Below are 22,763 nucleotides of genomic sequence, written 5' to 3' on the forward strand. Positions count from 1 at the left end.
CCATGCACTGACCCTGACGTCGGGCATGCATGGGCGCTCGCCACATCAACCAATCGGCCCCTTGATCCACACCCAAGACAATCCCACCGAAGGCCGCCGGAGGCACTGGCCAACGGATTCTGCAATGCGATGGCTGGCGCAAGCCCTGGCAGCCGCAGCGCTTCTGGCGCTGCTCACCCGCTTGCTGCCCAACCCCCAGGCAGCCCAGGGCATCGCGGTCTTTCCCGGCAGGAGCATGGCGCCGGCCGCCATGCTGCTTTACGCGTACATGGGCTCGGCCCTGGCCATCACGCTGATGAGCCTGATCCTGTGGTGCTGGCTCAGGGAAAGGCTCTACATTCTTTGCGCCGCGCTCCTGGCAGCCGGTTTTGCCTACGCTGCTTTCCGTTACCGGCCCGAAGGCCTGTGGCTGCCCGGCGCCGACCAGCCCCAGCATGCGCTGTCCATCGCCTACTGCAGCTTCTGTGTGGTGGCGACGGTGTTTTTCAGTCAATTGTTCGAGTTCCGTCGCCATTGGATCTGGGCTGCGCACCTCTTCAGCGTGGTGGCCTGGCTGAATGCCATCGCACTGGGCCTGGCACTGTTGGGGGGCTATGCGCAGATCTCGCGTGCCGTGGTGTTCACGGCCCTGGTGTCCACATCGTTCGGTGCGGTCTTCGTGCTGTACCTGCTGGTGGTTCGAAGGCAGTGGCAGTACCTGCCGGGCGCGCTGGCGTTTGCGGTGCCTTCCGCCCTGGGCATCCTGAACCTGCTGAGAACCCAGGGCCTGTTCCCCGATGTCGCGCTGCCATCGGCCCAGATGCTCTGGTTTGCCGGGCGTGTTTCCGAGGCCATCCTGCTGGGAATGGCGGTGACCAACCGCACGCGGGTGGCGGAGCGCGCCCTGCGCAGTGAGCGGATGCAGGCCCTGTCACGCGCCCAGGCGGCCGAGCGCGAGCTGGAGTCCAAGGTGCTGCAGCGCACCGCACAGCTGCAAACGGCCCAGCAGGCCCTGCAGACGGCCTTGCACAGCGAGCGGGAGATGCGGCTGGAACAGCGCCAGTTCTTCAACATGATCAACCACGAGTTCCGCACCCCACTCACGATCGTGGACGGCGCCGCGACCGAACTGCAGACGTTCCCGACGACGGACGCGGACTCCCTCATCGAGCAGGCGTCCCAGATACGCAGGGCCTCGCGCCGGCTGATGACCCTGGTGGACACCTGCCTGATCAACGACCGGCTGGACGCGGGCGCGTTCCGGCTGCAACTGGAGCAGACGCCATTGGATGAACTCCTGGAGGAGTCTGCAGAGCTCGTCGGCTGGTCCCGGCGGCATCGCCTGAAACTGGATCTGGAACAAGGCCCGCAGCAATGGCAATGCGACCCTGTCCTGGTGCGCATCGCCATCTCCAACCTTGTCGGCAACGCCATCAAATATGCCAAGGCGGGCGACATCACCCTGGCCGCCCGCTGCGATGCGTCCGGTGACCTGCTGATTTCCGTCAGCGACCAGGGACCGGGCCTTGCGCCCGAAGCGGCAAGACAGGTTTTCGAGCCCTATGAACGCGCAAGCGCCACCCGGCACGTCAACGGGCATGGCCTGGGCCTGTCCGTGGTCAGGCGCATCGCCAGGCTGCACGCAGGCGACGCGTTCTTCCAGCCGGCTGCCGGAGGCGGGGCCTGCTTTGTCATCCGGCTGGGCCGGCTCCTGCCCGGCACGGCAGATGCCCGCCAGGAATGTCCGCCAGCGGCAAGGCCGGCCGCCGTGCCGCCGGGCATGCCCGCCTGACGCGGGCAAGGCCGGGGCCTTTGCCCCTGAAGCAGGGCGTGCTCGCGGCGCTCATGGCGCCGCCGCTGCACGGGCCGTCCCGCCCTGCACCACCAGGAACACGCCGCCCAGGATCAGCGCCACCCCTGCCAGCCGCGACCAATTGACCGGCCTGGCGCCCAGGCCCATCAGGCCGAAATGGTCCACCAGCACCGAAACCACGATCTGCCCCGCCACCACGCAGACCAGAAAACCGCCCGCGCCCAGCTTGGGTGTCACGGCCGCCGCACTGGCCACATAGATGGCACCCAGCACGCCGCCTATCCATAGCCACCACGGCCCCGCGACTGCCTGCGCCACCGCGGGAGTGGGCGCGCGCATGGCCCAGAGCGCGGGCACGACGACCATCACGCTCACGGCCAGCGAAGTCAGCGCGCCCCACAGCGGATGGCCCAGCACCCGCCCGACCATGGCGTTGCTCGCCGCCTGGAACGGCAGGATGGCGCCAGCCAGCAGTGCCATGCCCACGGGGGCCATGGCCAAAATCGTGTTCCGTCCTGTCATGCAAAGCATCCTTTTCCTGTTCGTGAATCCATGCCTGAATGCTCTCGCATCCGCTGGATGAATGGAAATCGTTTGTGTGCACGTTCTATATTCATGGCATGGATGAACTGCGCCGTATCGACCTCAACCTGCTGCTGGCCCTGCACGCCCTGCTGGCCGAAAAACATGTGACGCGCGCGGCCCTGCGGCTGCACAAGAGCCAGCCGGCCATGAGCCATTCGCTGGCGCAGCTGCGCGAGCATCTGGGCGACCCGTTGCTGGTGCGGCGCGGTGGCCGCATGGCGCTGACGGCACGCGCGCAAGGCCTGGTGCAACCGCTGGCGGATGCGCTGGGCAGCCTCAACGGCTTGCTGGCACAGGCGGAGTTCGACCCGGCCCACGCACGCGGACGGCTGCGGCTGGCGCTGTCGGACTACGCATCGCGCATCGTGCTGCCGCCGCTGATGCGGCATCTGCGCCAGCACGCACCCGGGCTGGACCTGGCCATCAGCCAGTCCACGCGCGAGGTGATGCTGGCCCAGCTGGCCGATGGCGAACTGGACCTGGCCCTGGGCCCCTTCCCCGACGCACCCGACCTGCCCGACGGCATCGAGGTGCAGGATCTGTTCCAGGAGCAGTTCGTGAGCGTGGCCGACCAGGCCGTGCTGCCGGCACGCGGCGGGCTGTCACTGCAGGACTGGCTGCAGCGCCCGCACGTCATGCTGGCCATGCGGCCCGACGCCAGCGAGGAGATCGAACGGGCGCTGGCCGCCCAAGGCCTGAGCCGCCGCGTGGTGCTGGCCCTGCCCCACTGGAGCGCGGCGCTGGAGGTGCTGGCAGGCACCGACCTCGTGCTGACCGTGGGCAGCCGCGCCATTGGCGACCTGCGCCGCCACAAAACGCTGCGCCGTTTCGCTCCGCCGCTGGAGCTGCCCCGGTTTGCCTACCAGCAGGCCTGGCATGTGCGCAAGCAGGGGGATGCCATGCATCGGTGGCTGCGCAACTCGATGGCGCAGTGCTGTTCTGCGCAGAAGTAAGCGCAGGCCGCAGCCTCAGGCTGCCACCACCACCCTCAGCAACTGCTTCTGTATCTTCCCGCTGGCCGTCTTGGGCAGGGCTTCGCGGAAGTGGTAGCGGCGCGGGCGCTTGTAGGCAGCCAGGCGGTCGCCATGGACCAGGAAGGCGTCCAGCGCCTCGGCCGTGGGCGTGGCGCCAGGCTTGGCGACCACGTGGGCGGCGACGATCTGGCCCCAGCGCTCGTCGGCCTCGCCGATGACGGCGACCTCGAGCACATCGGCATGCTCGACCAGCGCGTCTTCCACTTCGCGGGGATAGACGTTCTCGGCACCCGAATTGATCATGTAGTCGATGCGGTCGCGGATCCAGAGATAGCCGTCGTCGTCGATGTGGCCCAGGTCGCCCGTGTGGTACCAGCCGTGCGCCAGGGCGCGGGTGTTGGCGTCGGGGCGGTTGAGGTAGCCGGCCATCATGCAGGGGCCGCGCACGAGGATTTCGCCCACCTCGCCGGGCAGGCAGGCCTCGGCCGGGTCGGTGGGGGCGTTGTCTTCGCGCAAGCGGGCCACGATGAGGTCATGGCCCATGGAGGGCAGCCCGGCCGAGCCCGCGTGCGAGAGTTGCTCGCGCGGCAGGAGGATGGACATGCAGGGTCCCATCTCGGTGGTGCCGTAGACCTGGACCAGGTCGCTGCCGACCTTGCGCGTCCATTCGCGGATCAGGTGCGGCGCCATGGAGGCGCCGCCGTACTCCACCAGCCGCAGCGCGGGCGCCTGCTCAGGCGAGGCGATGGGGTCGGCCAGCAGCATGGTGACCATGGTGGGCGCCGCGAAGAAGAAGCTCACGCGCTCTTCGCGGATCAGGCGCCAGGCCTCGGCCACGTCAAAGCGGCGCAGCAGCACCTGGGTGGCCCCGGCCTGCAGGCGCGGCAGAAAGCTGGTGTGCAGCTCGGCCGTGTGGTTGAGCGGCGCCATGGCCAGGCCCACGTCGTCGCGCGTGAACTGCATGGTCTGGTGCATGAGGGCGTTGTGCGCCAGCTTGCTGCGGTGCGTATGCAGCACGCCCTTGGGCCGGCCCGTGGTGCCGCTGGTGTACATGAGGATGCAGGGGTCGCTCTCGCGCACATGGGCCTGGGGCGGCGCGCTGCTGCGGCCCCTGGCCAGGGCGGACAGGCGCTGCGTGGCCCAGACCGGCAGCGGGTCGGCCGGGGCATCGTCGGCAAAGATCCAGTGCTCGATGCCCGTGCCAGTGCCGCCGCCTTCGGCCTTGAGCAGGGCCTGGGCGCGTGCGGCCACCTCGCCGCCCTCGTGCTCGAAGACCAGGGCGCGCGCTGCGCCGTCCTTGAGGATGAAGGCCAGCTCCTGCGCCGCCAGCCGGTAGTTGATGGGGTTGAAGATGGCGCCCAGGCGCGCGGCCGCCAGCATGGTGAAAACAAAGGCCGGCGTGTTGTAGAGAAAGGCCGCGACCACGTCGCCATGGCCTATGCCCAGCTCGGCCAGGCCGTGGGCGTGGCGGTTGACTTCGGCATCGAGCTGGGCGTAGGTCCAGGCGCGGCGCTCGCCGCCCTCCCACGCGACCAGGGCTTCCTTGTTCGGCAGGTAACGTGCCGGCCAGGCCAATGTGTCTCCCAGCGTCTGCTGCATGTGCGCTTCTTCCTTCTCGCTAACGAGATTTCATATATCGATGCACCTCAATGTAGGAGATTTTTTAGACAGTTATGCAATTTGCAAATGCATCCATGCAGGCAAGCGCATGGAGTTGCAGTCGGCCCGCGGAAATCCCGAAGCCGCGCGGACGCTGGCCGCAGCTAGAATGCGCCGGTCAGGAGAGAGTGCCCGCCCGGCCGCAACGGTCGCAGGCAGCGGCACCGCCGAAGGCGCAGGGTTCGCCCCGAACGCTCAGGCAAAAGGACTGGCACCGCCTGCCGCCACGGCCGCAGGCGTTCCTAGCTGGAGAGAGATGCAGGGCACGGCGGTGTGCCCCATCCACCGAAGGAGCAAGCCCCACGCATGGAAGGTGCGGGTGAATCTCTCAGGTAAAGCGGACAGCAGGGCAGCACATCCCGGAGGACCGGGATGGCGTTATGCCTTGTTCCTTGCCTGAAAGAGAGCCCTCCTTGTCCGCTGCCTCCACCACCGATCTGCTCAGGACCCCGCTGTTCGACCTGCACCAGGAACTGGGCGCGCGCATGGTGCCGTTTGCCGGCTACTCCATGCCCGTGCAATACCCGCAGGGGCTGATGGCCGAGCACCTGCACACCCGCGAGGCGGCAGGCCTGTTCGATGTCTCGCACATGGGCCAGATCAGCCTGCGCGGCCCGGATGCCGGCGCGGCGCTGGAATCGCTGCTGCCCATGGACGTGCTGGGCCTGGGCGAACACCGCCAGCGCTACGGCCTGCTGCTCAACGACGCGGGCGGCATTCTGGACGACCTGATGTTCGTGCGCCGCGAGGACGACCTGTTCCTGATCGTCAACGGCGCCTGCAAGCATGAAGACCTGGCGCACATCCAGGCCCGCATCGGCGGGCGCTGCGAAATCGAGCCCCAGTTCGACCGGGGCCTGCTGGCGCTGCAGGGCCCGCAGGCCGCAGCCGCCATGGAGCGCCTGCTGCCCGACACGGCCGGCCTGGTGTTCATGACAGGCGGCCACTTCGACTGGGAGGGGGCCGAGCTGTACATCACGCGCAGCGGCTACACCGGTGAGGACGGCTTCGAGATCTCCCTGCCCGCCAGCCACGCCGAGGCCTTTGCCCGTGCCCTGCTGGCCCAGCCCGAAGTCAGGCCCGTGGGCCTGGGCGCGCGCAATTCGCTGCGCCTGGAAGCCGGCCTGTGCCTGTACGGCAACGATCTGGACACGACCACCACCCCGGCCGAGGCCGCCCTGAACTGGGCCGTGCAGAAGGTCCGCCGCGCAGGTGGCGAGCGCGAAGGCGGCTTTCCCGGCGCGGCCACCGTGCTGGCCCAGCTGCAGTCGCCCGAGCTGCTCACGCGCAAGCGCGTGGGCCTGGTGGCCCTGGAGCGCGTGCCCGTGCGCGAAGGCACGGAGCTGCTGGATGCCGGCGGCCGCAAGGTCGGCCAGGTCACCAGCGGCCTGCTGTCGCCCACGCTGAACCAGCCCGTGGCCCTGGCGTACGTGGAGCCGGGCAGCGCCGCCGTCGGCACCACGCTGCAGGCCATGGTGCGCGGCAAGGCCGTGCCCATGCAGGTGCAGGCCACGCCCTTCGTGGCGCCCCGCTATCACCGCGGTTGAGGACAGCCTGCGCGCTTGGCGTGGATCGAGTTCGGCGGATTCGTTTTTCCTGCCATCGCATGCCGCTACAGTGCGCACTGACCTTTCTCAAACCGCGTTTCACAGGTTTTTTTCAGTTTCTATCGGAGCAAGCCATGAGCATCCAGTATTCCAAGGACCACGAGTGGATCAACGCCGCCAACCCTGACGCGGCCATCGTCGGCATCACCCTCCACGCGCAGGACGCGCTGGGCGATGTGGTGTTCGTCGACCTGCCCGCCGTGGGCACCAGCTTCAACCAGGGCGATGTGGCCGGCGTGGTCGAGTCCGTCAAGGCCGCCGCCGATGTCTACATGCCCGTCAGCGGCGAGATCGTCGAAGTCAACGAGGCCCTGCGCGACGACCCCTCCCTGGCCAACAGCGACCCGCTGGGCGAAGGCTGGTTCTTCAAGGTCAAGCTCAGCGACGCAGGCCAGCTGGCCGCGCTGCTCGACGAAGCCGCCTACACGGCCTTTGCCCAGAGCAACTGACGCCACTTTCCGGCCAGGACGGGCGCCAGGGCCCGCCCTGGCGCTTTTCAGCTTTTGAGACAGGTCCCTCCATGCTGATGTCCTCCACCCAGCCCCTTGCCGCCCTCGAGAACGCCACCGAATTCGTGGCCCGCCATATCGGCATCGCGCCCGAAGACGAGGCCCACATGCTCAGCGCCATCGGCGCGGCATCGCGCGATGCGCTGATCGACGCCATCGTCCCGCCCTCCATCCGGCGCCACCAGCCCATGGCGCTGCCGCCAGCGGCCACCGAGGCCCAGGCGCTGGCCGAACTCAAGGCGCTGGCAGGCCGCAACCAGCTGCTCAAAAGCTTCATCGGCCAGGGCTACTACGGCACGCACACGCCCGGAGTCATCCTGCGCAACATTCTCGAGAACCCCGCCTGGTACACGGCCTACACGCCCTACCAGGCCGAGATCTCGCAAGGCCGCATGGAGGCCCTGGTCAACTTCCAGACCATGGTCTGCGACCTGACGGCCATGCCGATTGCCAACGCCTCCATGCTGGACGAGGCCACGGCGGCCGCCGAGGCCATGACGCTGGCCAAGCGCTCCGTCAAAAGCAAGAGCAACCGTTTCGTGGTGGCCGGCGATGCCCACCCCCAGACCATCGAGGTGATACAGACGCGCGCCGCGCCGCTGGGCATCGAGGTGCTGCTGGCCAACTCGCTGGAGGAATGGAACCAGCTGATGGAGGGCGACTACTTCGCCGTGCTGGCCCAGTACCCTGCCACCAGCGGCCGCCTTCCTGACAATGTGGGCGATCTGCGCGCCGACGTGGACAAGGCCCATGGCAAGCAGGCCGCCTTCATCGTGGCCACCGACCTGCTGGCGCTGACCCTGATCACGCCGCCCGGCGAATGGGGTGCCGACATCGTGGTGGGCACCACCCAGCGCTTTGGCATGCCCATGGGCGCCGGCGGCCCGCACGCCGCCTTCATGGCCTGCCGCGACGAGTTCAAGCGCTCCCTGCCCGGCCGCCTGGTCGGCGTGAGCGTGGACGTGCACGGCAAGCCCGCCTACCGCCTGGCACTGCAGACGCGCGAGCAGCACATCCGCCGCGAAAAGGCCACCTCCAACATTTGCACGGCCCAGGTGCTGCCCGCCGTGGTGGCCAGCATGTACGCCGTCTACCACGGCCCCGAGGGCCTGGAGCGCATCGCCCGCCGCGTGGCCTCGTACACGGCCATCCTGGCGCGCGGCCTGGCCGAGCTGGGCGCGCCGCTGCGCGAGGCGCCCAGCTTCGACACGCTGAGCCTGCACACGGGCGCGGCCACCCAGGCCATCGTGGAGCGTGCCGTGTCCCTGGGCGCCAACCTGCGCGTGTATTTCAAGGAATACCTGTGCATCTCGCTGGACGAGACCACCACGCGCGCCGATGTCGAGCTGCTGTGGAAGATCTTCGCCCGGGACGGCCAGGCCCTGCCCAGCTTCACCGCCTTCGAAAAGGGCGTGGAGCCGCTGATTCCCGACGGACTGCGCCGCAGCAGCGCCTTCCTCACGCACCCGGTGTTCAACACCCACCGCTCCGAGACCGCCATGCTGCGCTACATCCGCCAGCTGTCGGACAAGGACCTGGCGCTGGACCGCAGCATGATCCCGCTGGGCTCCTGCACCATGAAGCTCAACGCCACCAGCGAGATGATTCCCATCACCTGGCCCGAATTCGCCCAGGTGCACCCCTTTGCCCCGGCCGACCAGCAGCAGGGCTATGCGGAACTGGACAAGCAGCTGCGCGACTGGCTGTGCCAGGCCACGGGCTACGCCGGCATCAGCCTGCAGCCCAATGCCGGCAGCCAGGGCGAGTACGCGGGCCTGCTGGCCATCAAGGGCTGGCATGCGAGCCGGGGCCAGTCGCACCGCAACGTCTGCCTGATTCCAAGCAGCGCCCACGGCACCAACCCGGCCAGCGCGCAGATGGTGGGCATGCAGGTGGTGGTCACCGCCTGCGACGCCAACGGCAACGTCGACATGGCGGACCTGGCGGCCAAGTGCGAGCAGCACAGTGCCAACCTGGCCTGCATAATGATCACCTACCCCAGCACGCACGGCGTGTTCGAGACCCAGGTCAAGGAGCTGTGCAAGCTGGTGCATGACCACGGCGGCCGCGTCTACGTGGACGGCGCCAACATGAACGCCCTGGTGGGCCTGGCCGCGCCGGGCAGCTTCGGCGGCGATGTCAGCCACCTGAACCTGCACAAGACCTTCTGCATCCCGCACGGCGGCGGCGGCCCGGGCGTGGGCCCCGTCTGCGTGGTCGAGGATCTCGTGCCCTTCCTGCCCGGCCATGCCACCACGGGCCTTGCGGGCGGCACGGGCGCGATCAGTGCCGCGCCGCTGGGCAATGCGGCCGTGCTGCCCATCAGCTGGATGTACATCCGCATGATGGGCGCCCAGGGCCTGACCCTGGCCACCGAGACCGCCATCCTCAGCGCCAACTACATCAGCGCCCGGCTGCGCGACCACTACCCCACGCTGTACGCGGGCGAGCACGGCCATGTGGCGCACGAGTGCATCCTGGACCTGCGCCCGTTCAAGGAAAGCACGGGCGTCATGGCCGAGGACGTGGCCAAGCGCCTGATCGACTACGGCTTCCATGCGCCCACGCTGTCCTTCCCCGTGCCCAACACGCTGATGGTGGAGCCCACCGAAAGCGAAAGCCTGTACGAGCTGGACCGCTTCGTGGACGCCATGATCGCCATCCGCGAGGAAATCCGCGCCATCGAGCAGGGCCGCCTGCCCCAGGACGACAACCCGCTCAAGAACGCGCCGCACACGGCCGAGACCCTGCTGGCTTCGGAATGGACCCACCCGTACAGCCGCGAGGCCGCCGCCTACCCCGTGGCTGCCCTGCGCCAGTCCAAGTACTGGTGTCCCGTGGGCCGGGTGGACAACGTCTACGGCGACCGCAACCTCTACTGCAGCTGCATCCCGGTCGACGCTTACCTGAGCTGAAGCACCTGCCACCCAAAGGGGCGCTTGTGGCGCCCCGGCCGGCGCGCGTACACTGCGGCCCTGCCCGCGCCGGGCCCCGGTCCATCTGCCGGGCGCCAGGCGCGGGCAACCAGGATTTGTGCGGCAGATGCCGCTTTCCCCAGCGCCAGCACGCGATGAGCAGCCAAGACCCTTCCGACCAGCCTCGCGACGACGAGCACCTGCCCCTGCATGCCTTGCTGGCGCCCGGCGCCGACCTGCCCCCCGTCGAACGTTTCCCCTCCTTCCAGCCCGAGGACGATCCGCTGCAGGCCCTGGTCGCCGAGCTGCGCAACTACCAGCGCGAGCTGGAGATCCAGAACCGCGTGCTGGACTACAGCCAGGCCGTGGCCGAAAGCGCCTCCGAGCGCTTCGAAGCCCTGTTTGCCAGCATTCCCCTGCCCCTGCTGGTGGTGGACGAGCACGACATGGTGGTGCAGGCCAACGCCATGGCGCACAGCGCCTTCCAGCCCACCGAGCATGACCGGCTGCTGGTCAATTTCGCGCCCTTCGTGCACCCTGACGACGCCGAGCGCGTGCGCGAGACCTTCGTTGCGGCACGCGAGCTGGGCCGCACCGAGGCCCACGAGGTCTGCTTCGACATCACCGAGCAGCACCAGCTGCGCGCCGACCTGCATGTGGCCTGCATCGCCATCCCGCAGCAAAGCGGCCCGCCCATTGCGCAGTACCTGTGCGCCGTGGTCGACCAGGGTCCGCTGCTGGCCGAGCGCCTGGCGCTGCAGCAGCGCAACCACCAGCTGTTCCTGAGCGAGCGGCGGCTCGAATCGGTCATCAACTCGGCCCTGGACGCCATCATCTGCCTGGACCACGAGCAGCGCATCACCGTCTTCAATCCCACGGCTGCCGCCCTGTTTCTGTGTCCGCCGCACGACGCGCTGGGCAGTCCGCTGGAGCGTTTCCTGCCCGATGCGGCCCAGGCCCTGTCCTTTGCGCCGCTGACCACGCAGGCCGTGCTGGGCGAGATGACGGCACGCACGGCCAGCGGCCGCGAAATCCCGGTCGAGGTCAGCGTCTCCTTCGAGCACCACAGCGGCGGCGAGACCACCACCGTGTTCGCGCGCGACCTCACCAGCCGCAAGAAGGCCGAGGCCCAGCGCAACGAGCTGGAAGAGCAGCTGCGCGAATCGCACAAGATGCAGGCCCTGGGCACCATGGCCGGCGGCATTGCCCACGACTTCAACAACATCGTGGGCGCCATCCTGGGCAATGTGGAGCTGGCCAAGGCCGACTGCGGCGGCAATGCCGCAGCCATCGAAAGCCTGCAGGAGATCGAAAAGGCCGGCCGCCGCGCGCGCGACCTGGTGCGCCAGATCCTGACGTTCAGCCGCAATGAACCGCCGCAGCGCAAGCCCGTGCAGGCGCGCGAGGTCATGGGCGACACGGCGCGGCTGCTGCGCGTGACCCTGCCGCCCGCCGTGGAGCTGCAGGTGCACGTGCCGCCGCAGATGCCGCCCATGCTGGCCGACGCCATGCAGGTGGAGCAGGCCCTGTTCAACCTGTGCACCAATGCCATGCACGCCCTGGGCGAGCGGCGCGGCCTGATCCAGATGGATGCCGACCTGGTGCGCCCGGACCAGCGCCTGTGCGAACGCCTGGGCCTGCCGCCCGTCAGCTATGTGGCGCTGTCGGTGCAGGACAACGGCCCCGGCATGGACGCACGCACGCTGCAGCGCATCTTCGAGCCCTTCTTCACCACCAAGCCCGTGGGCCAGGGAACGGGCCTGGGCCTGCCCGTGGTGCACGGTGTCATGCGCAACCACGGCGGCGCCGTGGACGTGTACAGCATCCCCGGCCAGGGCAGCCGCTTCACGCTGTACTTTCCTCCGGCCGACCCCCTGACGCCGGCCGACTCTGCACCGGCCGAGCCCCTCGCCGCCCAGGCGCTGCCCAGCGCACCCGAGCCCCTGGCGGCCGCGGAAACCCCGACCGGCCCGCAGTTCGCCCTGCTGCCCGACCCGCAGGCCGCGCAGCAGCATGTGATGTACGTGGACGATGACCAGGCCCTGGTCTTTCTGGTGCAGCGCCTGCTGCGCCGGCGCGGCTACCAGGTCAGCGGCTTCACCGATCCGCACGAGGCCATCGAGGCGCTGCGCGCCGCGCCCCAGGACTGCGACCTGCTGGTCACCGACTACAACATGCCCGGCTACAGCGGCATCGACCTGGTGCATGAGGCCCTGTCCATCCAGCCGCAGCTGCCCATCGCGCTGGCCTCGGGCTACATCACCACCGAGATCGAGCAGGCCGCATTGGCTGCAGGCGCCAGGGCCCTGGTCCACAAGCCCAACGACGTGGAAGAGCTGTGCGCCACGGTGCACAGGCTGCTGAATGAGCGGGGAACGGCTTGACCCCTGAGCAACGCGATGGCGGCGCCAGTGCAGGTGACGGCGCAGGCGTCATCTGCCTGCACGAAGATGCCGAACTGCTGGTGCTGGACAAGCCCAGCGGCCTGCTGTGCGTGCCCGGGCGCGGCCCAGACAAGCAGGACTGCCTGAGCGCCCGCGCCCTGCAGCGCTGGCCCGATGCGCTGGTCGTGCACCGGCTGGACCAGGCCACCTCGGGCCTGGTGATCATGGCGCGCAGCCTGGCCAGCCAGCGCCTGCTGAGCGAGGCCTTTGCGCAGCGCCGCGTGCACAAGCGCTATGTGGCCGTGGTGGCAGGCAGCCCCGCCGCGCGGCAAGCCGGCGCATGGCAGAGCATCGACCTGCCGATTGCCGCCGACTGGGAGCGGCGCCCGCTGCGCATCATCGATGCCGTGCAGGGCAAGCCCAGCCAGACCCTGTGGCGCGCCCTGCCAGGCGCGCAAGCCACCGAAGTCCGGGATGCAATCACCACGCGGGTGCAGCTGCAGCCCGTGACGGGGCGCACCCACCAGCTGCGCGTGCACATGGCCGCGCTGGGGCATCCCATCCTGGGCGATGCGCTCTATGCCGATGCCGCCGTGCAGGCGCTGTCGCCGCGCCTGCTGCTGCATGCGCAGCTGCTGGAGCTGGCGCATCCCCTGTCTGGCGAGACGCTGCGTTTCGAATCCGCCGCGCCGTTCTGATCCATCGCAGGAACGCGCAAATCATCGCCACCGCGTACGTTGCTGCAATGCAACATTCAGCGTACGTGTTTCCCCTTCTTGCAGTTGGTCATATTGACTTCATGAAGCACCGTCAGGGTGCAGCGTCGGCATCAGCCGTTTTCTTCGGCCAAAACAGCCCCCGCCCGACGGCGCAGGCCGCGATGGGAGCCTTAGCGAAAAGCCTGTTGCCGCGCCAGCCCCGGGATACCCTGTTGCCATTGGTAACCAGGCGATTAACCTGTGCTTCTTTGCGCGGCTAGCCCCTACAGGAGCCACCGCGTTTTTCAGAACGCTTTACCCAAAGTTGAAGGAAGTACTCATGAGCATTCCGTTCCGCATGCACACCGTCGTCGCCGCCCTGGGTTTGGCTGGCGCCGCCCTGTTCTCCACAGCGCATGCGCAAATCAAGATCGCCATGGTGGTTCCCACCACCGGCCCGCTGACGCAGTACGGCGACATGGTCAAGGAAGGCGTGAACACCGCCGTGGAAATGGCCAATGCGGCCGGCGGCGTCAACGGCAAGAAGATCGAGCTGGTGTCCGTCGATGACGCCTGCGAACCCAAGCAAGGTCCCGTGGCCGCCAACCGCGTGGTCAACGCCAAGATCGGCTACGTGATCGGCCCCGTCTGCTCGGGCGCATCGATTGCCGCAGCCCCGATCTACAACAACGAAGGCGTGGTCGTGGTGACCCCCTCGGCGACGTCCCCCGCCCTGACCGACGGCAAGAACTACCACTTCATCTTCCGCACCATCGGCCGCGATGACCAGCAGGGCCCGGCCGCCGCCAAGTTCATCCTGGAAAAGGCCAAGCCCAAGAAGGTTGCCGTGCTGCACGACAAGCAGTCGTATGGCCAGGGCATTGCATCCTCCGTACGCGACGACCTGAAGAAGGCCGGCGTGGAAGTGGCCCTGTTCGAAGGCATCAACGCCGGCGACAGCGACTACTCCGCCGTCATCACCAAGCTCAAGAGCGCCGGCGTGGACTTCATCTACTACGGTGGCTACCACCCCGAAATGGGCCTGCTGCTGCGCCAGGCTTCCGAGCAGGGCCTGAAGGTCCGCATGATGGGCCCCGAAGGCGTGGGCAACCCCGAAGTCAACGCCATCGCCGGCAACGCCGTCGAAGGCATGCTGGTGACCCTGCCCGCAGACTTCTCGGCCAACCCCAAGAACGCTGCCGTGGTCAAGGCCTTCAAGGACAAGAAGCGCAATCCTTCGGGCGCCTTCCAGCTGACCGCATTTGCCGCCACGCAAGTGCTGCTGGACAGCATCAAGGCCGTGGGCGACAGCCCCGCCAAGGTGGCTGACCACCTGCACAAGTCCAACTTCGAGACCGTTCTGGGCTCGGTGGGCTGGAACAAGCAGGGCGACCTGAAGTCCTTCGACTTCCAGGTGTTCGAATGGCACAAGGACGGCAGCAAGTCGGTCGCTGCCAAGTAATCCCCCTCCGTCTGACTGACCGGGGCACGCATTCGGCGTGTCCCGGTCGTCTGCATCCTGGCCTTTTAGGCCTTTTCCTGTTTTGGGGCGGCATTACACCATGTCAGAACTCTTACCTCAGCTGATACAGCAGCTGTTCAACGGACTGTCCCTGGGCGCCATCTATGCCCTGATCGCCATCGGCTACACGATGGTCTACGGCATCATCGGGATGATCAACTTCGCCCACGGCGACATCTACATGATCGGGGCCTACATCGGCCTGGTCACGCTGTCGGCCATAGGCACGCAAAGCGGCCTGCCGGTGTGGGCCATCATCGGCCTGATGCTGGTGGTCTCGGTCTTCGTCACCGGCGTCTATGGCCTGGTGGTGGAGCAGGTGGCCTACAAGCCGCTGCGCCGCAGTCCCCGCCTGGTGGCGCTGATCTCGGCCATCGGCATGTCCATCTTCCTGCAGAACTGGGTGGCCCTGGGCCAGGGTGCGCGCGACATGGCCGTGCCCTCGCTGCTGCCGGGCGCGCTGCGCTTCGGTGCCGAAGGCGGCTTCGAGATCTATGTGCCCTACTCGCGCATCCTGATCATCGTGGTGGCCATCGTGCTCATGGTGCTGCTGACGCTGTACATCCGCCACTCGCGCATGGGCCGCGCCTCGCGCGCCTGCGCCCAGGACATGCACATGGCCAGCCTGCTGGGCATCGACACCAACCGCGTGATCTCGTTCACCTTCGTGCTGGGCGCCATGCTGGCGGCCGTGGGCGGGGTGCTGATCGCGCTGGCCGTGGGCAAGCTCAACCCGTTCATCGGCTTTCTGGCCGGCATCAAGGCCTTCACGGCCGCAGTGCTGGGCGGCATCGGCTCCATCCCCGGCGCCATGCTGGGCGGCGTGCTGCTGGGCGTGGCCGAGACCTTTGCGGCAGCCTACATCTCGTCCGAGTACAAGGACATCGTGGCCTTCGGCCTGCTGGTGCTGATCCTGCTGTTCCGCCCCACGGGCCTGCTGGGCAAACCTGAAGTGGAGAAGGTCTGATGAAAACCAAACCCACTTTGAACCTGCGCGACGCCCTGATCGCCACGGTGATGACGGCCGTGGTCGTCACGCCCATCTTCGGCCTGCACCTGGAACGCGCCGGCACCCGCACCATCATCAACCCCGACTGGACGGTGGTGGCCTGGGCCTGCGCCCTGGTCTTCCTGGTGCAGCTGCTGCGCCCGCTGATCGCGGCGAAGATGCCCAAGGTCTCGCTGCCCTCGCTGCCGCAGGCGCGCCCCAGCCACCGCAACGGCCTGATGCTGGCGGCCCTGCTGATCGCCGTGTCCTGGCCCTTCTTTGCGGGCCGCAACGCGGTGGACATCGCCACGCTGGCCATGATCTACGTGATGCTGGGCCTGGGCCTGAACATCGTCGTGGGCTTTGCCGGCCTGCTGGACCTGGGCTTCGTGGGCTTCTACGCCGTGGGCGCCTACACCTATGCGCTGCTCTTCCACTGGGCCGGCTGGTCCTTCTGGGAAGCGCTGCCGCTGGCCGGTGCCGCTGCCGCGATGTTCGGCTTCGTGCTGGGCTTTCCGGTGCTGCGGCTGCGCGGTGACTACCTGGCCATCGTGACCCTGGGCTTTGGCGAGATCATCCGCCTGCTGCTGGTCAACCTGACCAGCATCACGGGCGGGCCGGACGGCATCTCCAGCATCCCCAAGCCGACGGTGCTGGGCCTGGAGATGACGCGCACCCCCTCCACCGAGGGCGGCACGACGTTCCACCAGTTCCTGGGGCTGGAGTTCAGCTCGCTGCACATGGTGATCTTCCTGTACCTGATGGCGCTGCTGCTGGCCGTGGTCACGCTGTGGATCTCCAACCGCCTGGTGCGCATGCCCATAGGCCGCGCCTGGGAGGCACTGCGCGAGGACGAGATCGCCTGCCGCTCCCTGGGCCTGAACCCCATGAAGATCAAGCTGTCGGCCTTCACGCTGGGCGCCATGTTCGCCGGCTTCGGCGGCGCCTTCTTCGCGGCGCGCCAGGGCATCGTCAACCCCGAGTCCTTCACCTTCATCGAGTCGGCGCTGATCCTGTCCATCGTGGTGCTGGGCGGCATGGGCTCGCAGCTGGGCGTGATCATCGCGGCCATCTTGCTGACGGTGCTGCCCGAGCTGGCGCGCGAGTTCTCCGAGTACCGCATGCTGATCTTCGGCCTGGTGATGGTGCTGATGATGGTCTGGCGCCCGCAGGGCCTGCTGCCCATGCGCCGTCGCCATGTGGAGGTGCGCTCATGAAGCATGCCGACACCATGATTTTTGGGACAACAGATAGCAGCAAGGGCCGGCAATGAGCGAGTATTTGCTAGAAGTCAAAGACCTGTGCATGCGCTTCGGCGGCCTGCTGGCCGTGGACCACGTGGGCTTCAACGTGCGTCCGCAGGAAGTGTTTGCCATCATCGGCCCCAACGGTGCCGGCAAGACCACGGTGTTCAACTGCATCAGCGGTTTCTACCAACCCAGCAGCGGCTCCATCGCGCTGGACGGCAGCGCCATCGAGGGGCGCAGCAGCCACCACGTGGCCAACCACGGCGTGGTGCGCACCTTCCAGAACGTGCGCCTGTTCAAGTCCATGACGGTGCTGGAAAACCTGCTGGTGGCACAGCACCGCCGCTCCGGCGTCAACCTGCTGTCGGGCCTGTTCAACACGGCGGGCTACCGCCGCAGCGAAGAGGAAAAGATCGAGAGCGCCCTGCACTGGCTGGACGTGATGGGCCTGCGCGAGTTCGTCAACCGCGAGGCCGGCAACCTGGCCTACGGCCACCAGCGCCGCCTGGAGATCGCGCGCTGCATGATCACCAAGCCGCGCGTGCTCATGCTTGACGAACCCGCCGCCGGCCTGAACCCGCAGGAGAAAAAGGACCTGCAGGGCCTGATCGACCAGCTGCGCCGCCAGTACGGCATTGCCGTGCTGCTGATCGAGCACGACATGGGCCTGGTCATGGGCGTGTCCGAGCGCATCCTGGTCATGGAGTACGGCAAGCCCATCGCCATGGGCCTGCCGGATGCCATTCGCAACGATGAACGGGTCATCAAGGCCTATCTGGGAGAAGCCTGATGCCTGCCATGCTGCAACTGGAGAACATCTCCACCCACTACGGCGCCATCTGCGCGGTCGACAGCGTCAGCCTGCACGTCAACCAGGGCGAGATCGTCTCGCTGATCGGCTCCAACGGCGCCGGCAAGACCTCGCTGCTGATGACGGTGTGCGGCAACCCGCGCGCCAGCTCGGGCCGCATCTCGTTCGAGGGCGAGGACATCACCCAGCTTCCTTCGCACCACATCATGCGCAAGGGCATTGCGGTCTCGCCAGAAGGGCGGCGCATCTTCTCGGACCTCACGGTCACCGACAACCTGAAGATGGGCGGATTCTTCCTGGACAAGCCGCAGATCGAGGCCGGCATCGAACATGTGTTCGGCCTCTTCCCGCGCCTGCGCGAGCGCGCCCACCAGCGCGCCGGCACCATGTCGGGCGGCGAGCAGCAGATGCTGGCCATCGGCCGCGCGCTGATGAGCAAGCCCCGCCTGCTGCTGCTGGACGAACCCACGCTGGGCCTGGCGCCGCTGATCATTGCGCAGATCTTCGAGATCATCCAGACCATCCGCGCCGCTGGCGTCACGGTCTTCCTGGTCGAGCAGAACGCCAACCGCGCCCTGCAGATCGCCGACCGCGGCTATGTGCTGGAGACCGGCAAGGTGGTGCTGGAGGACACCGGCGCCAACCTGCTGACCAACGACGCCGTGCGCCGCGCCTACCTGGGCGCCTGAGCGCCTGCGCGCCCGGCAAAACGCCGGCAATACTGCACGCCGGCACTGAACGGAGGCCTGCCATTCGGCGGGCCTTTTCATTTCAGAGCCCGCGAGACCTCACACCAGGCCGCGCTGCTTGAGCAACGCCCAATGCGCATCCGGCAGACGGGCCTTCATGGCCTTCAAGGGATCGACCTCGCCCGTGTTGTCGGCAAAGGCCACCACGAAATCATCGGTCACGGGCAGGCCCGCCTGCCTGACCATGCTCTCCAGCAAGGGCAGCATGTGCCTGAGCACCCGCATGGCCGAGGCATTGCTTTGCTTCATCTCCATCAACTGGCCATGCAGCAGGCAGGCTTCGCCTAGCGCCTCATCGGAGAACCAGTGCTCATCGGCCTCGCCCATGCCGCGTATCTCGTCCGGCGCCCACAGGTAATACGGAATCTCTTCACCACGCTCCAGCACCGCGCGCCGATAGGATTCGCGCCCCCAGACCAGAAAAGGCGGCCAGGCTGCAGTCAGGTCCTCATGCGTGTAGCAAAGCAAAAGACCGTAGAGCGGTTCGCCGCGTGGGATCTGCTGCAAGGCCGTGGCCAGTGACTGCTCCAGCAGCTGCTGCACACGCGCCTCGACGGTCTTCAGCGTCTCGCCCCTGGGCAGGCGCAGGTAGAGCAGCCTGTCGGCACCCGGCTCGGGCTGGCCCTGGGTGTCCAGGTATTGAAGGTGGATGCGATCCAGAACGCCGTCCGCGCCATGCACGAACACATGCCGCGTGAGCCAGGGCTTCTCACGGGTTTCCCAGTTCCGGGTCACGCTGCACTGCAGTTGCCGGCCGTCGTACTCATAACGGCTGTCCATGCCACGGTAGCCAAGGTGCATGTGATGGGCGACCAGCCGCCCCTCCTCGTAGCGGCTTTGGCTGACGGAATCGATGCTGCCGCCTCCATGCCACGACACGGTTGTGCGCTGGCCGGGCGTGTACAGGCATACCTGCTCGCGCGCGTTGGACCGGCATTCGATGACGATACGGCCCTGGGCATCAAAGCCGTGGTGCACATGCTTTTGCGGGTCTGCCCGCCCATCGCCGAGCCAGCGTGCGGCAGGGCCGCCGAACAGCTCACGGGCATAGGGTTCGTCAAAGCTCATGGAGTCGGACGCCCAGCGCCAGCTTGCGACCTGGCTGCGGATCTCGGCCCTCAATCGCTCCGAGGCCTCGGCACCGCTGAATTTCGAATACAGGGCCTGGATTTCTGAAGGGGAATTCATGTTCAAGCGAGATGCATGCGCGCGGAAAAAACCATTCTTGCATGGTGCTCCAATCCCGCTGCCGCGATTCTGGAAGTGGTCTGGCCGTGCTCCCTGGATTGTGCTGCCGGCCCTCGCATGGCAGCGCTATAAATGCAGCTTCGCCCAAGAATGACCACCCGCAAGGCCGCCCATGAACGCCCCCGCCCCCCATGACATGCTGCAACCCCTGGCCATCGACGTGGTGTCCGTGCAGTCCCAGGTCGTCTACGGCCGCGTTGGCAACAACGTGGCCATGCCCACGCTGCAGGCCCTGGGACTGGCGGCGGCGGCCGTACCCACGGTGGTGTTCAGCAATACGCCGCACTATCCCAGCATCCACGGCGGAGCAATTGCCGCCGAGTGGTTTGCGGGCTATCTGCAGGACCTGGGCGCGCGCGGCGCGCTCGGGCAACTGCAGGCCGTGCTGGCCGGCTACCTGGGCGGGCCGGACCAGGCCGGGCTGCTGGCGGACTGGGTGGCGGGCCTGCTGCAGCAGCGCCCCGGCCTGCGCGTGGTGGTGGACCCGGTGATCGGCGACCACGACAGCGGCATCTATGTGGACCCCGCCATGGTCGAGGCCTACCAGCGCCACCTGCTGCCCCTGGCCGACGGGCTGACACCCAACCATTTCGAGCTGGAACGGCTGACCGCGCGCCCTGTGCACGGCATGGACGATGTGGTCCAGGCCGCACGCAGCCTGCTGACCGGCCGCACGCAGTGGGTGGCCGTGACCAGCGCGGCGCCCGAGCTGGGCGGCGAGCATGCACTGCGCATGCGCGTGGCGCTGGTCACGCGCGAGGACGTGCATGTGGTCACCCACGCGCGCGTGGATGCGGTGCCCAAGGGAACGGGCGACTTGTTCAGTGCCGCGCTCACCGGCCACTGGCTGCAGGGCGCCAGCCTGCGCGAGGCGGCCGAGCGCGCCTGCGAACGCATCGTGCAGGCGCTGGAGCGCACGCGGCAGGCGCGCAGCGCCGAGCTGCTGCTGCCCTCGGACCCCGTCGCCGCCCGGGCAATGACCGCGCAGGCAGCACCGGCAGCACGGGCACAAGCGATACCATCGCCCGCATGAACAATGCATCGCCTCTCCTTTCCCTGACGATTCTCACGGGCGCTTCGCGCGGCATGGGCCTGGCCATGGCCCGGCAACTGCTCGATGCCGGCCATGAGCTGGTCACGCTGTCGCGCTCCACCAGCGAAGACCTGAACCGGGCCGCCGCCACGGCAGGCGCCCCGCTGCAGCAGTGGAGCGTGGACCTGGGCGAGCCCGAGGCAGCGGCCCGCAGGCTGGGCGAATGGCTCGCCGGGCTGGACGCCACGCGCTACGCCAGCGTCACCCTGATCAACAACGCGGGCGTGATTCCGCAGATCGCGCCGCTGTCGCAGCTGCGGCCCGCCGACATCGCCCAGGCCATGCGCGTGGGACTGGAGGCGCCCATGCTGCTGACGGCCGCCTTCCTGGCCGCCACCGAAGGCTGGACGGCCGTGCCGCGCAAGGTGCTCAACATTTCTTCGGGCCTGGGGCGGCGCGCCATTGCCTCGCAGGCCTCCTACTGCGCGGCCAAGGCCGGCATGGACCATTTCAGCCGCAGCGTGGCGCTGGACGAGGCGCTCAAGCCCCACGGCGCGCGCATCTGCTCGCTGGCGCCCGGCGTCATCGACACCGACATGCAGGTGCAGCTGCGCAGCGCCGATGCCGCAGCCTTTCCCGATGCAGGCAACTTCGCCCAGCTCAAGGAGGGCGGCAAGCTGTCCACGCCCGAGCAGGCCGCCACCCTGGTGCTGGGCTGGCTGCAGCGCGCGGATTTTGGCGAGCAGGTTGTGGCCGACGTGCGCCAGCCCTGAACGCACGGGTCTGGCAGGCTCGATGCAGCAATGAAAACCCCGGCAGCAGACAGAAACATATCGCCGTGCTGCCGGAAACAATCCAGCCATTCGCCCCGGAAAATATTCCGCAAGTTTTACCGATTGCAGGAATCATTTCCCATATCCAGGCCGCGCATTGCCTTCAGAAACGTCATCTGGCAAAGGATGACGTTTTTCGTCTGAGTTTTCCAGTCCCGCTTTTCCAATCCTCCTACAGTGGCGTTTATTTCGGCTGGCAAGAATGGGGCACTCAACTCCAGGAAATCCAGCCATGTCCATTGCCTATTCCGATCCCCTGGCAACGCCAGTGGTCCCTGCGGCCAATACATCCGTCAGCGGTGTTTCATGGGCGGCGATATTCGCGGGCGCCATGGCGGCGGCCTCGCTGTCGCTGCTGCTGTTCATTCTGGGCACGGGCCTGGGCCTGTCGTCTGTCTCGGTATGGACCGGCCAGGGCATGGATGCCGGCGCCCTGGGGTGGACGGCCGTGGCCTGGATCGCCTTCACCCAGCTGGCCTCCGCCGGCGTGGGCGGGTACCTGGCCGGGCGGCTGCGCACCCGCTGGCAAGGCGTGCATACGGACGAGGTCTACTTCCGCGACACGGCCCACGGCTTTCTGTCCTGGGCGCTGGCCACGCTGGCCATGGTGGCCCTGATGGGCGCTGCGGCCGGTGGTGCGGTGTCCGGCGCCTTCAAGGCGGCGCAGACCGTGGCCACCAGCGCCTCCAGCGTGGTGGGTAGCGCGATCGGCGCCGCCGGCGGTGCGGCTGCTGGCGGTGCCGCAGCCATGGCCGGTGCCTCGGGCGCCGATGCCTCGCCCCAGGGCCTGGCCTACTGGACCGGCAGCCTGTTCCGCAATTCCGCAGCAACCTCCGGCAGCACAACGCCTGCCGACATGGCCAGCGCCACGCGGGAGGCCGGCGTGATCTTTGCCCAGTCGCTGCGCACCGGCCAGCTTTCTGCGGTCGATGAGCAATATCTGGCCCAGCTGATTGCGCGCAATTCCGATATTCCGGTGGAAGAAGCGCAAAAGAAAGTGCGAAGCACCTTTGATTCCGTACAGATGCAGATAAAGCAGGCCGAGCAAAAGGCAGAAGAGGCCAAGCAAAAGGCCAAGCAGGCCGCTGAAGAAACGCGAAAGGCCACCGCCCATTCCATGCTCTGGCTGTTTGTTTCCCTGATGCTGGGCGCCTTTGTGGGCAGCCTGTGCGCCACCTGGGGTGGCCGCCAACGCGATGCCATTTGATT

At 67.7% G+C, this 22,763-nt stretch carries 18 protein-coding genes and 2 riboswitches; of the genes, 15 read left to right on the forward strand and 3 right to left on the reverse strand.

Going from position 1 to position 22,763, the window contains the following annotated elements; all coding sequences use genetic code 11:
- Window positions 1-124 precede the first annotated feature (124 nt).
- On the forward strand, window positions 125-1,771 hold the full coding sequence (locus PO605_RS19730) for a sensor histidine kinase (protein WP_047472920.1): 1,647 nt from the start codon (window positions 125-127) through the stop codon (window positions 1,769-1,771).
- 51 nt (window positions 1,772-1,822) lie between these two features.
- On the opposite strand, the gene PO605_RS19735 is transcribed toward PO605_RS19730, so the two are convergent.
- Window positions 1,823-2,314 (reverse strand): DMT family transporter, encoded by a 492-nt coding sequence (locus PO605_RS19735; RefSeq protein ID WP_047472921.1) that lies wholly within the window; start codon window positions 2,312-2,314, stop codon window positions 1,823-1,825.
- A 98-nt stretch (window positions 2,315-2,412) separates the two neighbouring features.
- Here PO605_RS19735 and PO605_RS19740 point away from each other — a divergent pair, with 98 nt between their 5' ends.
- The gene (locus PO605_RS19740; protein WP_047472923.1) at window positions 2,413-3,330 is read left to right on the forward strand and encodes a LysR family transcriptional regulator; all 918 of its coding nucleotides are present in this window, start codon (window positions 2,413-2,415) and stop codon (window positions 3,328-3,330) included.
- Between the two features lie 15 nt (window positions 3,331-3,345).
- Here the strand turns inward: PO605_RS19740 and PO605_RS19745 are convergent, their stop codons facing one another.
- Window positions 3,346-4,950, reverse strand: a complete 1,605-nt coding sequence (locus PO605_RS19745; RefSeq protein ID WP_047472924.1) for a fatty acid--CoA ligase — start codon at window positions 4,948-4,950, stop codon at window positions 3,346-3,348.
- Between the two features lie 169 nt (window positions 4,951-5,119).
- Window positions 5,120-5,231: riboswitch (glycine riboswitch) on the forward strand.
- Window positions 5,232-5,246: 15 nt separating this feature from the next.
- Window positions 5,247-5,365, forward strand: a riboswitch (glycine riboswitch).
- Between the two features lie 25 nt (window positions 5,366-5,390).
- On the opposite strand from PO605_RS19745, the gene gcvT reads away from it, so the two are divergent.
- From gcvT to PO605_RS19795, 10 genes are all read left to right on the forward strand, one after another.
- Entirely contained in the window at window positions 5,391-6,557 is a 1,167-nt protein-coding gene (gene gcvT / locus PO605_RS19750) for a glycine cleavage system aminomethyltransferase GcvT (RefSeq protein WP_272206771.1), read from the forward strand.
- Window positions 6,558-6,691: 134 nt separating this feature from the next.
- Complete coding sequence (gene gcvH / locus PO605_RS19755; protein WP_012206130.1) at window positions 6,692-7,066, forward strand: glycine cleavage system protein GcvH; 375 nt, start codon at window positions 6,692-6,694, stop codon at window positions 7,064-7,066.
- A gap of 71 nt (window positions 7,067-7,137) precedes the next feature.
- Window positions 7,138-10,041, forward strand: a complete 2,904-nt coding sequence (gene gcvP, locus PO605_RS19760; RefSeq protein WP_272206772.1) for an aminomethyl-transferring glycine dehydrogenase — start codon at window positions 7,138-7,140, stop codon at window positions 10,039-10,041.
- A 155-nt stretch (window positions 10,042-10,196) separates the two neighbouring features.
- Entirely contained in the window at window positions 10,197-12,425 is a 2,229-nt protein-coding gene (locus PO605_RS19765) for a PAS domain-containing hybrid sensor histidine kinase/response regulator (protein WP_272206773.1), read from the forward strand.
- Window positions 12,422-13,123, forward strand: a complete 702-nt coding sequence (locus PO605_RS19770; protein WP_047473721.1) for an RluA family pseudouridine synthase — start codon at window positions 12,422-12,424, stop codon at window positions 13,121-13,123. Before PO605_RS19765 ends, PO605_RS19770 begins: the two co-directional genes overlap by 4 nt.
- A gap of 340 nt (window positions 13,124-13,463) precedes the next feature.
- Window positions 13,464-14,585 (forward strand): branched-chain amino acid ABC transporter substrate-binding protein, encoded by a 1,122-nt coding sequence (locus PO605_RS19775; protein ID WP_016446333.1) that lies wholly within the window; start codon window positions 13,464-13,466, stop codon window positions 14,583-14,585.
- A gap of 100 nt (window positions 14,586-14,685) precedes the next feature.
- Window positions 14,686-15,612 carry a high-affinity branched-chain amino acid ABC transporter permease LivH gene (gene livH / locus PO605_RS19780; protein ID WP_016446334.1) on the forward strand — a complete coding sequence of 309 codons (927 nt, stop codon included), beginning with the start codon at window positions 14,686-14,688 and terminating at the stop codon, window positions 15,610-15,612.
- Window positions 15,612-16,850: a high-affinity branched-chain amino acid ABC transporter permease LivM gene (locus PO605_RS19785; RefSeq protein WP_016451503.1), complete on the forward strand. Its 1,239-nt coding sequence runs from the start codon at window positions 15,612-15,614 to the stop codon at window positions 16,848-16,850. Before livH ends, PO605_RS19785 begins: the two co-directional genes overlap by 1 nt.
- 52 nt (window positions 16,851-16,902) lie before the next feature.
- Window positions 16,903-17,670: a high-affinity branched-chain amino acid ABC transporter ATP-binding protein LivG gene (gene livG, locus PO605_RS19790; protein WP_016446336.1), complete on the forward strand. Its 768-nt coding sequence runs from the start codon at window positions 16,903-16,905 to the stop codon at window positions 17,668-17,670.
- 8 nt (window positions 17,671-17,678) lie between these two features.
- A complete protein-coding gene (locus PO605_RS19795) occupies window positions 17,679-18,380 on the forward strand; it encodes an ABC transporter ATP-binding protein (RefSeq protein WP_026062223.1) in 702 nt (233 codons plus the stop codon).
- Between the two features lie 99 nt (window positions 18,381-18,479).
- On the opposite strand, the gene PO605_RS19800 is transcribed toward PO605_RS19795, so the two are convergent.
- Entirely contained in the window at window positions 18,480-19,628 is a 1,149-nt protein-coding gene (locus PO605_RS19800; RefSeq protein ID WP_047473722.1) for a hypothetical protein, read from the reverse strand.
- A 172-nt stretch (window positions 19,629-19,800) separates the two neighbouring features.
- On the opposite strand from PO605_RS19800, the gene pdxK reads away from it, so the two are divergent.
- From pdxK to PO605_RS19815, 3 genes are all read left to right on the forward strand, one after another.
- Window positions 19,801-20,721: a pyridoxine/pyridoxal/pyridoxamine kinase gene (gene pdxK / locus PO605_RS19805; RefSeq protein WP_016446339.1), complete on the forward strand. Its 921-nt coding sequence runs from the start codon at window positions 19,801-19,803 to the stop codon at window positions 20,719-20,721.
- Window positions 20,718-21,494, forward strand: coding sequence for an SDR family NAD(P)-dependent oxidoreductase (locus tag PO605_RS19810; protein ID WP_046240202.1), 777 nt, complete (start codon window positions 20,718-20,720; stop codon window positions 21,492-21,494). Before pdxK ends, PO605_RS19810 begins: the two co-directional genes overlap by 4 nt.
- 292 nt (window positions 21,495-21,786) lie before the next feature.
- A complete protein-coding gene (locus PO605_RS19815) occupies window positions 21,787-22,761 on the forward strand; it encodes a hypothetical protein (protein ID WP_272206774.1) in 975 nt (324 codons plus the stop codon).
- Window positions 22,762-22,763 lie beyond the last annotated feature (2 nt).

The sequence above is a fragment of the Delftia sp. DT-2 genome (genome assembly GCF_028401915.1).
GTDB classification, from domain to species: domain Bacteria; phylum Pseudomonadota; class Gammaproteobacteria; order Burkholderiales; family Burkholderiaceae_C; genus Comamonas; species Comamonas tsuruhatensis.